Raw genomic sequence first — 13,027 nt, 5'->3', positions numbered from 1 at the left:
ATGTTATCAATTGTGTTCTGCTTTTTTGTCTTATCCTTTCTCTATCTCGCGCAGGACGAATACGCCTTCGCCGACCGATTTCACACCGCTGACAACCATGAACCGCTTTCCGTACTTTTCTTTCAGCGTGCAGCGGCGGGCGTTGCGACCGATGTAGTCGAGGCATCGGCCGAAGGCGCGGCTCTTGTAGTAGGCACTGTCGGGGTTGGAGACGAATTGTAGTTGGAGGGTGCTTTGCTTGAGCATGATTTTCTCGCAGCCTAATCGTCTGCCGATGCGACGAAGGGCCACGACTTGCATCAGCTCCTCGCCTTGACGGGGAACGGGGCCGAAGCGGTCTTCCAATCGTTTGCGGTAGGCATCGAGTTCCTCGTCGCGCTCAATATTGTCCAGCTCCCGGTAGAGGAGCATCCGCTCGCTGCTGCCGGGAACGTAGGTGTCGGGGAAATACATTTCCAGGTCGCTTTCTATGGCGCAGTCGTCCACGAAGTCGTCGCCCGTTATCTCTTTTCCTTCGGCCATCTCTTCGGCATAAAGGTCTTGGAACTCATCGTTTCTCAATTCGGTCACAGCTTGCGAGAGGATTTTCTGGTAGGTCTCGTAGCCCAGGTCTTCCATAAATCCGCTTTGCTCTGCGCCGAGCAGATTGCCCGCACCGCGTATGTCGAGGTCCTGCATGGCGAGGCTGAAGCCACTTCCGAGGTCGGAGAAAGTCTCAAGAGCTTCCAGCCGGCGGCGCGCTTCGGGATTGAGGGCCGAGAGGGGTGGGGCGAGCAGATAGCAGAAGGCTTTTTTGTTCGAGCGTCCCACACGTCCGCGCATTTGGTGCAGGTCGGAAAGGCCGAAGCGGTGGGCGTCGTTGATGATGATGGTGTTGGCGTTTGAGATGTCAATGCCATTCTCGACGATGGTTGTTGAGAGCAGCACGTCGTAATCGTGGTTCATGAATCCCATGACGATCTCTTCTAATGCTTCCGGTCTCATCTGCCCATGTCCTATCCCCACTCTGCAATCTGGTACATACTTATTGATAAGTTTCTCTATTTCCAGGAGATTGGCGATGCGGTCGTTTACGAAGAACACCTGCCCATTGCGGCTCATCTCGAAGTTGATGGCATCGGCGATGACCTCATGTCCGAAGGTGTGTATCTCAGTCTGTATCGGGTAGCGGTTGGGTGGAGGGGTGCGCATGATGCTCATGTCCCTTGCCCCCATCAGCGAGAATTGGAGCGTTCGGGGGATGGGTGTCGCCGACATGGTGAGCGTGTCGATGTTCGATTTCAGTTGGCGCAGTTTCTCTTTGGTCGATACGCCGAACTTCTGTTCCTCGTCGATGATGAGTAGCCCGATGTCTTTCCACTTTACGCTTTTGCCTATGAGCTTGTGTGTGCCTACGAGGATATCTATTTTCCCCTCTGCCAAGTCTGCCAAAACCTCTTTCGTCTGCTTCGCCGAACGGGCACGCGAGAGATAATCCACTCTTACCGGCATATCTTTCAGCCGCTTCTTGAACGTCTGGAAATGTTGAAAAGCAAGCACCGTTGTCGGCACGAGCACTGCCACCTGCTTGCCGTCGCAGGCAGCTTTGAAGGCCGCCCGCACTGCCACTTCTGTCTTTCCGAAGCCCACATCTCCGCAGATGAGACGGTCCATCGGGCGTGCGCTTTCCATGTCTTGCTTCGTCTCTTGCGTTGCTTTCAGCTGGTCGGGCGTGTCTTCGTAGAGGAAAGATGCTTCCAGCTCGTGCTGCATATAAGAGTCGGACGAGAAGGCAAACCCCTTGTCATGTCGGCGTTTGGCGTAGAGCTTGATAAGGTCGCGTGCAATATCCTTGATGCGTTTCTTGGTCTTTTCCTTGAGCCGCTCCCAAGCTCCTGAGCCAAGAACGGAAAGACGCGGCTGTTCTCCGCTGTCGGCGCGCCGGTATTTGCTGATTTTGTAGAGCGAGTGGATGGACACATCCACTATGTCGTTGTGCTGATAGACTAATCTTATCATCTCCTGATAGGAGTCTCCTGCCGGCACACGGACGAGTCCGGCAAACTTTCCGATGCCGAAATCCACATGAACGAGGAAGTCGCCCGGCTCCATCTCCTGCAATTCCTTCATCGTCAGTGCCATCTTGCCTTGCCTTGCCTTGTCTGATTTAAGGTTGTATTTGTGGAAACGGTCGAATATCTGATGGTCGGTGAAGCAACAAACTTTCAAAGAATTGTCGATAAACCCCTCGTGCAGCGTGCGACTGACGGGTGTGAAGGGAATGTGTTCTCTGCCTGTTTCGTTTCCTATATTATCGAAGATGTCGCGCAGTCGGGCAGTCTGTTTCTCGCTGTCGGCAAGGATGTAGAGCTTGTAGCCTTGCAGAAGATAGTCCTGCAAAGTCTTGGTGAGCAAGTCGAAGTTCTTGTGAAAGAGCGGCTGCGGGGTGATGTCGAAACTTATTGTTGCCTCTCCGCCCATGATGGAAGTATCCTCGGTGCGATGCGCGCCGAATTCTATTCGCCTGAAGTTTAGTGCGTCGCCGGTGAACTGATGAGCGGAAATGAGGAGGGAGATACTTTTCAATTGCTCTCTCAACTCTTTTTGTTCCATCTCTGTCTTATCTTCCATCTGCTCAATGACGGCTTGCGAGGCAAATCCCTCATGATAAATTCGCTCTATCGTTTCCCGAACAAACAAAAAGTCTTTCATCACAAGCAATGTCTCTTCCGGAAGAAACCGGGCGAAAGGGACTCTCTCTTCCGTGATAGAGGTAAGCTCAGGCACAATCTCCACTCGCTCTTTCTTACCGAGCGAGAGCTGGCTCTCTACCTCAAAAGTGCGAATCGTATCAATGTCGTTACCGAAGAAGTCGATGCGGAACGGCAGTTCGCTTGAATAAGAATAAACATCCAATATACTTCCTCTCACCGCAAACTGCCCGGGTTCGTACACGTAATCCACCTGCTCGAAACCATAAGCTCGCAAAGTTTTCTCTATTTCCGTTACATTTACAACCGCTCCAACGGATAAGGTCAGTGTCTTTTCATTCAGTCCTTGTTTGGCAACAACCAGTTCTGCCAAAGCCGCAGGCTCGGTAACAATGTACAGGGGAAAGTCTTGCCTGTCGAAATCGTTTCCCAAAGCCGACAATCGAGAAAGCACCTCTGTGCGCAGAATTTCGTTTCCGGCATCACGCTGTCCGTATTTCACAGCACGTCGATAAGACGACGGGAAGAACAGTACCTCTGCCGTCTGCCCCTTGCCGTCCTCTGGCATGGCAATCGTCTTGAGATCGTTGTAGAAATATCCCGCCTCGTCATTGTCGTTTAACACAAAAAGTATCGTTTTCAGCCATCTTTGTGCAACGGAGGCGAAAAACATCGGTGTAGCTGAGGCCACGAGTCCTTGCAGGAAAACCGTCTTTGCCGACTTGTCTTCCAGTACTTTGCACAACGCACCTACCTGTGGCAACAGTGCGTAGAGTTGTTGTAAATCTTGTATATTCATCGCAAATCGCTTGCGCTTGCAAAGGTACAATTTTTTTATGGAACAGAAAAGCCACAAGTAGTGTTCCCTGTCGCCTTCCTCATTACCGAATTCGAAAGTGTCGTTTCATCACGTTTCTCGTTCTACATCAAAGCAATCAATGAAAATCAATAAACCCCAATCAGTCATTAGAAACCACTTTAGTTCTTTTTTCTAATGACTACCATTAGAAATATTCAATTATATGGGTTTGTTATTCAGCTGTTTACTGACTAAAAACCATACGCAATGAACTTATATCACCACCTGCGCCTGTCCGAGACAAGACAAAAGACAAGCATATTCTTTGTTTAGTCGGGTCGTTGAAAACACAAAAATCCTTCCCCCAAGACATGAGAAAAGTTCGATAATGTCCTAAATTTTCTTCATTCATCTGTCTAAAGCTTACCTTTTGCTGTCCAAAAGGTAAGCTTTTGCAATGCAAAAGGTCATGAATTGGAGTGCAAAAGCTTAGCTTTTAAATCGCAATTAATATCATACTGATTATCAATAGGTTATGGGGTGTGTTTCGGGCGTGGTTTTTGTAATATAATTTCGTGGTGCCGGTCGGGTCGAATGTGCGCTATCAAGTGTCTGTTTGCCATCATCTGAATACGAATTGGAGATATGAAAGGATTGGTGCTATCCGGCATTGGAACAAAATACGTCAAGTGTTCATGACTTGATACGACCTTGCGCGAGGTTTCCACAAAATCATTCAGGACGCGCTATTGAGAAAGGCTAAAGAAGTTCTCGCTGCCATACGACCCCGAGAAATCCTAACGACCGATTGGGGATAAAGGAACGTGAGCGAAATTGCAAGCGTTGGAATTACTGCAATAAAAGAGAGAAAGACACGAAAAGGAGCGACCTGCTTGTGCAAGATCGCCCCCTTTTGTGCAAAAAAGATTATTATTGCCTGCTGAAATTAGTTCAAGAAATGTATCTGACCAATAAAGTAAAGCACTGCATAGCCGAGAATCAGCGAAATGAGACCACACGTAAGTCCGGTTCGCAACATATCTTTCTGCTCTACGAGACCGGTGGAGTAAGCAATGGCGTTAGGTGGCGTGGAGATAGGCAGACACATGGCTGACGAAGCAGCTATCGCAATACCGATAATGATGGTGCTTGTTCCGCCAATACCATCGAGTTTATCGCCCATGCCTCTACAAACTACTGCAAGTATGGGCACAAGGAGTGCTGCCGTGGCAGTGTTAGAGATAAAGTTAGAGAGGAAATAGCAAATGAGTCCGGAGATGATGAGGATGATAATGGGGCTCCATTTACCGAAAGGAATACTCTCTATTGCAGCATCTGCAAGTCCGGTCCCATTCATTCCCAATCCGATGGCGAAACCTCCTGCCACCATCCAGATAACGCTCCAGTCAATTTTCTGAAGGTCTTTAGCCGTAATCACACCCGTTACCGCGAAAACGCCCATAGGAATCATGGAAACGGTGTTGGTGTCAATGCCTGTTACGGTCTTTGGGATGACCCAAAGGAGAATGGTAACTACGAAAGTTGCCATAACCACCCACATGCGCCAACCTTTGTGTATTTCTCCGGTAATCTCCAGCTGGATGGTTTTTTGCGTGAATGGGAAGTATTTAACGAGAATTCGCCAGCAAATGATGAGCAGGATAATAACCAAAGGACACATGAAAACCATCCAATGCAAGAAGTCGATGTTCATGTTCAGTCCGGCAGGGTCATTGAGATATTTCTGCGCAATGAGGTTAGGGGGCGTTCCGATAGGTGTGCCCATTCCACCGAGGTTGGCAGCCAAGGGAATGGACATGGTAAGAGCAACGCGTCCTTTCTCGTTGGTGGGAAGAGCGGCAAAGACCGGAGCGAGGAAAGTAAGCATAAGTGCTGCCGTCGCAGTGTTGGAGATGAACATGGAGAAGAGACCGGTTATCATGAGGAAACCCAAGAGTACGTTCTCACTCTTTTTACCGAACGGACGTATCATGTTCTTGGCGAGCAGCGTATCAAGTCCCGATTTCGATGCGGCAATGGCAAGAATGAAACCGGCAAGGAAAAGCATGATTATGGGATCGGCAAAGGAAGCCATGATCTCTTCCGAATCAAGCAATTCGCCCACACCGTCGCTTTTGAATAACGCAAATGAGTTTTGAGAAACGGTGGTACACATGATGGTAATAATCGACAACGATGTAGCCCATGCCGGTATACACTCAGTCAGCCATGACAAGGTGGCGAATACGAATGTGGCAATGATGCGTTGTTGAACTACGGTTAAACCATTAATACCAAATGCTGTGGTCGGCAAATTCCAAACCACGGTGGTGATGCCAATAATGGCGAGCAGCTCCCAAATCTTTTTTTTCTCTACGTGTTTTGAGAGCTCGTTTGAATTGTTTTCTGACATGGTGTAAAATTATTTTATTAATTGATGATTACCTGTTTCTCAAAAGATGGTTGCTAAATTACTAAAAAAAAAATAAAATAGCAAAAAATCGTACTTTTTTCGTACTTTTGCAGAAAATTTAATGTTATGTATAGACAAATTTCATTCTATTTGTTGGTTTTCATTGTTTGTTGCGCTTGCAATAACAATGTGAAGAAAGTGGCTGATTCGCCCGAAAAAGACACGACAACCATTGAGTTTAAGTATGCGCAAAACATCAAAGTGGAGCAACAAACCGACTATTTAAAAGTCATCTTGAGCAATCCATGGAAAAAGGGGAAGACGTTGCATACCTATTATATAATAAAGAAAGGAGAAAATCCTGACGTTCCCGATGATGGAACGCTGATACATGTTCCCTTGGAACGCAGCGTATTCTTCACCACAGCCCATGCCAATCTCATGGAGATGTTGAACAAGCAAAAGGTGATAGCAGGAGTTACCGACCCACAGTACATGCTCATCCCCGATGTTCAGAAACGTCTGAAGACAAATGAGATAACGAACTGCGGTGATGGTATGAAGCCTGATATAGAGAAAATCATCGACTTGAAACCCGATGCGTTGCTACTTTCGCCATTTGAGAACAGTGGTGGTTACGGACAACTTGACGAACTGAAGATACCCATCATAGAATGTGCCGACTATATGGAGACTTCCGCACTCGGACGTGCCGAATGGATGAAATTCTACGGATTGCTCTTCGGTTGCGAAGGCGTTGCCGACTCCTTATTTTCAGAAGTGGAGAAAGGTTATCTCGCGTTAAAGACTAAGGCAAAGAAGGCAAAACAAACCCTTTCCGTGCTGCCCGACAGGAAGACGGGTTCCGTATGGTATGTGCCCGGGGGTGCAAGTAGTGTGGGCTTGCTCTATAAAGATGCCAACGGTAAGTATGCTTTCGCGAAAGATACACATAGTGGCAGCCTTGCCTTACCTTTTGAAACAATCTTGGACAAGATGGGGGAGAGCGACTTCTGGATTCTTACTTATATGGGAACATTGAACAAAAAGCAGCTATTGTCAGAATATCAAGGTTACGCCGCATTAAAACCTTTCCGCACAGGGCACATATATGGATGTGCGGTGGATAAGATACCCTATTTCGAGGAAGTGAGTTGGCGTCCTGATTGGTTGCTGAACGATCTTTTGCAACTCTTCCATCCCGATCTTTATGAAGGAAAACTGAGATATTACCGTACGTTGTAACGAAAAATGGCTTCAGGATGACAAAAGGTTATCGCATAGGAGGTGTGCTGATACTGGGCATGGCGGTTCTCTTTATGTTAAATTTGTGCATTGGCTCGGTGAAGATTCCTGTTGGCGATGTGCTCAATATTCTTCTCGGACGTTTCGATGGAAAGGAAAGTTGGCGATACATCGTTATGGAAAACCGACTTCCTCAAACTCTGACCGCCGTTTTCTGTGGCGGGGCATTAGCCGTGAGTGGCTTGATGTTGCAGACAGCTTTTCGCAATCCGTTGGCAGGTCCCGATGTGTTCGGCATTAATTCCGGAGCCGGTTTAGGCGTGGCATTGGTGATGCTGCTGCTCGGAGGCAACGTTTCCACCGCACTTTTCTCTGTTTCCGGTTTCCTTGCAATATTGTTAGCTGCCTTTGTGGGTGCAATGGCAGTAACCGCACTCATCTTTTTCTTTTCCATAATGGTAAAGAACAGCGTGTTACTGCTCATCATAGGTATCATGGTGGGGTATGTATCGTCTTCTATTGTGTCGTTGTTGAACTTCTTTGCCACGGCAGAAGGTGTGAAGAGCTACATGATATGGGGACTGGGCAATTTCGGCGGAGTTTCTTCCGATCACATCCCATTATTCGTTTCAGTGGTTTCCTTCGGCATTTTGTGCGCGTTGCTTCTCATCAAGCCCTTGAATGCATTGCTTTTAGGACCTCAATACGCTGAAAGCTTAGGCATTAACACTCGTCGGGTGCGCAACTATCTGCTTGTGGTTACGGGACTTTTATCTGCCATTACCACTGCCTTTTGTGGTCCGATAGCCTTTATCGGGCTTGCCGTACCACACATTGCCCGGCTTTTGTTTACCACGGAGAACCACCGGCTGTTGTTGCCCTCAACCATTCTTTGCGGATCGCTGACGGCTTTGTTGTGCAACCTTATTTGCTATCTGCCCGGAGATGGTGGCATCATTCCACTTAATGCCGTAACGCCTTTGATTGGTGCTCCGGTCATCATTTATGTTTTAATGAAGGGCAGATAATCTCTATGAAATCATATTGTATAAATCATATTAATCTTATCCCAAACCGGTGCTTCGTGGCATTGGTTTTATAATATTCATTGAGAATGGAAACAAAGAATTTATCATCATTTCGTCGAACGGTAATAGGTGTACAGTTTCTCTTCGTGGCTTTCGGTGCCACTGTCCTCGTACCGTTATTGGTAGGACTCGATCCCGCCACTGCTTTGTTTACGGCAGGTATCGGTACCTTCATATTTCATTTGGTAACGAAAGGGAAAGTACCCATTTTTCTTGGCTCATCATTTGCTTTCATCGCTCCCATCATTGCCGCCTCGAAGCAATGGGGAATGCCTGGGACTTTGGCAGGCATCATGGGCGTGGCGTTGGTTTATTTCCTGATGTCGGCACTGATAAAATGGCAGGGAAGGAAATATCTGAATCGCATCTTTCCGCCTGTCGTCATTGGTCCGGTCATTATCCTGATTGGACTTTCGTTGTCGAGTTCAGCAGTGGATATGGCAAAGACCAATTGGATGTTGGCCGGCATCTCCCTTGCTGTTGCCGTCACGGTGCTGACGTTGGGCAAAGGACTAATAAAGCTTGTCCCTGTAGTCTGTGGCATTGCGGTAGGCTACATCGTTGCCGTATGTATGGGCGAGGTGGATTTCTCGAGTGTAACAGCGGCACCATGGATAGCCCTTCCATCGGCTCTGTCTGATTTTCATTTGCCACAATTTGCGTGGAAACCATTCTTTTTCATGATACCGGTTGCCATCGCTCCCGTAATAGAGCACATTGGCGATGTTTATGTTGTGGGAGCTGTGGCTGAAAAAGACTTTGTGAGCGATCCGGGATTACATCGCACCATGTTAGGCGATGGCTTGGCTTGTCTGGCGGCGAGTTTCTTCGGAGGTCCACCTGTTACCACTTATAGCGAAGTAACAGGAGCGATGAGTATCACGAAGGTAACCGACCCAAAGGTAATACGCATTTCGGCAATGACCGCTATCATATTTTCCGTTATTGGTAAACTAAGTGCTTTGCTGCAGAGCATTCCGGCGGCAGTATTGGGTGGCATCATGCTGTTACTTTTTGGCACCATCGCTTCGGTGGGAATTCAAAACCTTATCCGAAACAAAGTGGATTTGAGTCAAACGCGAAACACTATCATCATCTCTGTTACTCTCACGTTAGGCATAGGAGGTGCGATTATCGGATGGGGCGATTTCGCTATGAGTGGCATTGGCTTATCGGCAATAGTCGGCGTACTCCTCAATCTTATCTTACCCCGGGAGAAAGAGGAGGTAAAACACCAATAAGAGCTGTCGCTTAAGTTTTCGTTATAGGGTGGGGGGATGAGGTTGTTGCCCTTCATCCTCCACCCTACAAGCCCCTGACTTTGTAAATCTGTTCCTTTGCCTCGTTGATTTCCTGAAATTTCTTTTCCGCAGCCTTGCGAATGTCATCCCCCAAAGCGGAAACGCGGTCGGGATGATGTTTCAATGCCATCTTTCTGTAAGCGGCTTTTACTTCATCGTCAGTGGCTGAGGGAGATATGCCTAATATTTTATAAGCTTTTTCTATGTTTCTATTGTTGGTCGGACGAGAACCGGCATCCATGTTCAGCATTGATTCCACATCTTGAGCTGTCAGCCCGAGATAGCCAGCCACCTCTTTGAGCGCGAAGATTTCCTTTGAACTCACCTCACCATCCACTTTGGCTATGATAACGAGATAATTGAGAAGCTGCAGTCGCTGGGAGATATTCATATGGAAAGAGATTTCCATACAACTCTTGCGAATGGTTTCCTTAAATTGTGGCTCACCTTGTTGTTTCTGCATCTCAAAGAGTTTCAAGAGAATGTCCTCGCCTTGCGCCACGGCTTGTGATCCGAAGTTATCGCGAAGAAACCTGCGCACGAACTCCATTTCCGAATGCATTACCATTCCGTCCGCCTTGATGATGTAAGAAGAAAGAACCAACATGGAGAAGAGGAAAGAATTTCGTTGCTCCTCGAAAGGACGCTTCCCAAAAGGATTTCCTTGGTATCGTTTCCCTCCGCATTGAGCTGAATTGTTTTCGGAATCGAAGAAGCCATCTTTGGACTCTTTGCCAACCGCCATTGAGTCATCCAGCATACTCCCAATGCAGTACCCGGCTATTGCTCCCAAAATACTACCACCACCCAGTATCCATCCAAGTGCTCCCCCAATCCATTTTCCAAGTGCCATCTTTGCTTTTATTTTGTTTTATCAGAGTGTCTGAACCTTCTTTTTCAGACCTTTATCAGATTTTATATCCTATCAATACACAAAGATAATGCCAAATTTTGGAAAGTCTTTACTCATATCGGTATTTTTTTTCAACAGACAGAATAAACCCAAATCGATTATTAGCAACCACTTTAGTTCTTTCTTCTAATGACAGCCAATAGAAATATTTAATTATAGATGTTTGTTATTCAGCAATTTACCAACTAAAAACCATACGCAATGAACTCATGTCAATACCTGCCTGTCCGGGCAAGACAAACGACAAACATATTCTTTATTTGACCGGATCGTTGAAAACGCGAAAATTCCTTCCCCCCGATATGAGAAAAGTTCAACAATGTCCTAAATTTTCTTCATTCATCCATCCAATGTCTTATACGGATTTAGCTTGTCACAATTCTGACTATAAAAAAAGTAAGAAATTATGACAAAACGTAAAACCCCACGCGAATTTTCGAATTCGTTCAAGCTGCAAGTGTTAATTGATTATTATTCTAGCGGTTCTTCTCAAGCGTCCATATTGCGTAAGTGGAATGTGTCTAGTGGTTCACTGTTCCAATGGCTGAAACGTTGGCCCATTGATTCAAAATCGTTATCTTTGCCCTCGGAAGTAATCCAGAGGTATCGTATGGCTCATAAAGAAACGAATTTGACAGACAATGAGATATTGCGCCAGAAGATAGTGAACCTCCAACACGCATTGTCTTTGGAGAAGATGCGCAGCCGTGCCTATGAGAAACTCATAGAGATAGCCGAATCCGAGGAGGGTATCAGCATCTTAAAAAAAGATGGTGCCAAACAGTAACGGCGCTGCGTGAGGAGTTTCCCGGTGTATCCGTGGAATTCCTCTGTGGGCTGTTTGGCAAGAAACGCCAGTGGTATTACGCAAGCAGCAAGCTTGTGATTTCTGAGCGGCAAAGGCGTAAACTGATAGTTGACAATGTACTCTACTATCGTGCCTGCTGTCCCGGGATAGGCGGTGTGAAACTGCACGTCCTCCTCAAGTCGGAGCTAGGTGAAGATGTTACTCATGGTCGCGACTCCTTCTTAAAACTACTTGCTTCAGAAGGGCTTATGCTTCCCAAGAACAAGCGAAGACGTACAACGGACTCCAATCATCCTTATAGGAAGTATCCTAATCTTGTACAAGGTGTTACGGCAATGTATGCTAACCACATTTGGGCAGCCGACATAACCTACGTTTGGATTTACGGCAACGTCCTGTACCTCCATCTCATTACGGATGTTTACTCACATGCTGTCATAGGCTGGTGTTTATCCGAAACCATGGAGGCTATAAATACGAAGGAGGCATTGCTAATGGCAGTTAAGGCAGCCGGAGGAGGCAACCTCTGCGGAACGATACACCACTCTGACAGGGGTTCGCAATATGCCTGCCACCTATATGTTGAAACTCTTATGTGCCACCATATCAGGGTTAGTATGACAGAACGGTACAATCCTACGGACAATCCTGTGGCGGAAAGGACGAATGGAACCTTTAAGGTTGAGTGGATTTACCAGCAGGAGATGTACCGAGATTATGACCAGGCCAATATGGAAATCTCCAAGGCAATAGCCTTCTACAACAACAGACGACCGCATATGAGCATAGGAATGAAATGTCCGATGGATGTCTATAGAGGCGAACAGCCCGGGAGAAATCTTTGGAAAAAGAGATAAATGCTTGCAAAAAAGAAAAATATAACGTATCTTTGGAACGCCGAAAATATGGCGAACGACGGTCTTATGCCATCTTCACCAAAGGTCCCAGGGGGCATCGAGCCCCCTAAGACCTTGCCGAAAATATGACGGAACTTAGGTGTTGTCCATCTTCTTTTATACAAGTGCACTGACTTCAAATTTAAACTATATAATGTTAATGTCAAGTCATTCAGTAAATAAGAAAATATTTGACAAGTAAAACAGAAAAACATCGTCAGATCTGACAAGTGAATTCAGGAAAAGACACAAAGCTTACCTTTTGCACTCCAAAAGGTAAGCTTTTGCAATGTAAAAGGTCATGAATTGAAGTGCAAAAGCTAAGCTTTTAGATCGCAATTAATATCATCTTGATTATCAATAGGTTATGAGACGTGTTTTGGACGTGGCTTTTGTAATATAATTTCATGTTGATAGTTGAGGCGAATGTGCACTATCAAGCGTCTGCTTGACATCATCTGAATACGAATTGGAGACATAAGGGGATTGGTGCTATCCGGAATTGGAACAAAATGTGTCAAGTATCATGACTTGATACGACCCTGCGCGAGGTTTCTACAAAATCATTTAGGACACCATTGGGAAAGAATAAAGAGCTTCTCGCTGCCACACGACACCGAGAAATCCTAACGATTGATTTGGGATAAAGAAGGATTATTTGATGTTTATTTGGTACTGTCCTATAAAAGTGTGTAAGCTCCTTTTTTCTTATCTTTGTATTTGATAACTTTAAAAAAGAAAAAAATGAAACTTACACATTCGCAAATTTCGGAAATTATTTCGAATTACACAAGCAGCAGCGAGGGTTTTGTTACCCTTCAGTCATTAATCATGAACTCCCTGATGTATCATGAACGAGAGTTGTTCGTCAGCG

The 13,027-nt window shown here is 46.3% G+C and carries 8 protein-coding genes; 5 read left to right on the top strand and 3 right to left on the bottom strand.

All coding sequences use genetic code 11. The annotated features are described in order from the left end of the window. Positions 1–30: 30 nt before the first annotated feature. Entirely contained in the window at positions 31–3,489 is a 3,459-nt protein-coding gene (gene mfd, locus E0E16_RS06200; protein ID WP_130829574.1) for a transcription-repair coupling factor, read from the bottom strand. Between the two features lie 946 nt (positions 3,490–4,435). After that, positions 4,436–5,902 (bottom strand): SLC13 family permease, encoded by a 1,467-nt coding sequence (locus E0E16_RS06195; protein ID WP_130829573.1) that lies wholly within the window; start codon positions 5,900–5,902, stop codon positions 4,436–4,438. A gap of 126 nt (positions 5,903–6,028) precedes the next feature. Between E0E16_RS06195 and E0E16_RS06190 the strand changes: the two genes are divergently transcribed. The 3 genes from E0E16_RS06190 to E0E16_RS06180 all read left to right on the top strand — a co-directional run bounded on the left by E0E16_RS06190 (position 6,029) and on the right by E0E16_RS06180 (position 9,476). Beyond that, the gene (locus E0E16_RS06190) at positions 6,029–7,147 is read left to right on the top strand and encodes an ABC transporter substrate-binding protein (RefSeq protein ID WP_130829572.1); all 1,119 of its coding nucleotides are present in this window, start codon (positions 6,029–6,031) and stop codon (positions 7,145–7,147) included. A 17-nt stretch (positions 7,148–7,164) separates the two neighbouring features. Continuing rightward, complete coding sequence (locus E0E16_RS06185) at positions 7,165–8,175, top strand: iron chelate uptake ABC transporter family permease subunit (protein WP_130829571.1); 1,011 nt, start codon at positions 7,165–7,167, stop codon at positions 8,173–8,175. An 86-nt stretch (positions 8,176–8,261) separates the two neighbouring features. Then, positions 8,262–9,476: a uracil-xanthine permease family protein gene (locus E0E16_RS06180; RefSeq protein ID WP_130829570.1), complete on the top strand. Its 1,215-nt coding sequence runs from the start codon at positions 8,262–8,264 to the stop codon at positions 9,474–9,476. Between the two features lie 64 nt (positions 9,477–9,540). Here E0E16_RS06180 and E0E16_RS06175 read toward each other — a convergent pair whose 3' ends face one another. Beyond that, positions 9,541–10,389 (bottom strand): DnaJ domain-containing protein, encoded by an 849-nt coding sequence (locus tag E0E16_RS06175; protein WP_130829569.1) that lies wholly within the window; start codon positions 10,387–10,389, stop codon positions 9,541–9,543. 466 nt (positions 10,390–10,855) lie between these two features. On the opposite strand from E0E16_RS06175, the gene E0E16_RS14305 reads away from it, so the two are divergent. Both E0E16_RS14305 and E0E16_RS06165 read left to right on the top strand, forming a co-directional pair. Next, a complete protein-coding gene (locus tag E0E16_RS14305; protein ID WP_130829568.1) occupies positions 10,856–11,236 on the top strand; it encodes a transposase in 381 nt (126 codons plus the stop codon). Positions 11,237–11,268: 32 nt separating this feature from the next. Further along, the gene (locus E0E16_RS06165; protein WP_025878265.1) at positions 11,269–12,114 is read left to right on the top strand and encodes an IS3 family transposase; all 846 of its coding nucleotides are present in this window, start codon (positions 11,269–11,271) and stop codon (positions 12,112–12,114) included. The last annotated feature ends 913 nt before the right edge of the window (positions 12,115–13,027 follow it).

The organism is Prevotella rectalis, assembly GCF_900607215.1.
Classification (GTDB): Bacteria; Bacteroidota; Bacteroidia; order Bacteroidales; family Bacteroidaceae; genus Prevotella; species Prevotella brunnea.
This window is presented reverse-complemented; position numbering and strand designations above follow the sequence as displayed.

Bases quoted from the DNA above. Each gene is read 5' to 3' on its own strand.
- E0E16_RS14305 (WP_130829568.1), top strand. From the start codon at position 10,856: ATGACAAAACGTAAAACCCCACGCGAATTTTCGAATTCGTTCAAGCTG.
- E0E16_RS06195 (WP_130829573.1), bottom strand. From the start codon at position 5,902: ATGTCAGAAAACAATTCAAACGAGCTCTCAAAACACGTAGAGAAAAAA.
- E0E16_RS06190 (WP_130829572.1), top strand. From the start codon at position 6,029: ATGTATAGACAAATTTCATTCTATTTGTTGGTTTTCATTGTTTGTTGC.
- E0E16_RS06185 (WP_130829571.1), top strand. From the start codon at position 7,165: ATGACAAAAGGTTATCGCATAGGAGGTGTGCTGATACTGGGCATGGCG.
- mfd (WP_130829574.1), bottom strand. From the start codon at position 3,489: ATGAATATACAAGATTTACAACAACTCTACGCACTGTTGCCACAGGTA.
- E0E16_RS06175 (WP_130829569.1), bottom strand. From the start codon at position 10,389: ATGGCACTTGGAAAATGGATTGGGGGAGCACTTGGATGGATACTGGGT.
- E0E16_RS06180 (WP_130829570.1), top strand. From the start codon at position 8,262: ATGGAAACAAAGAATTTATCATCATTTCGTCGAACGGTAATAGGTGTA.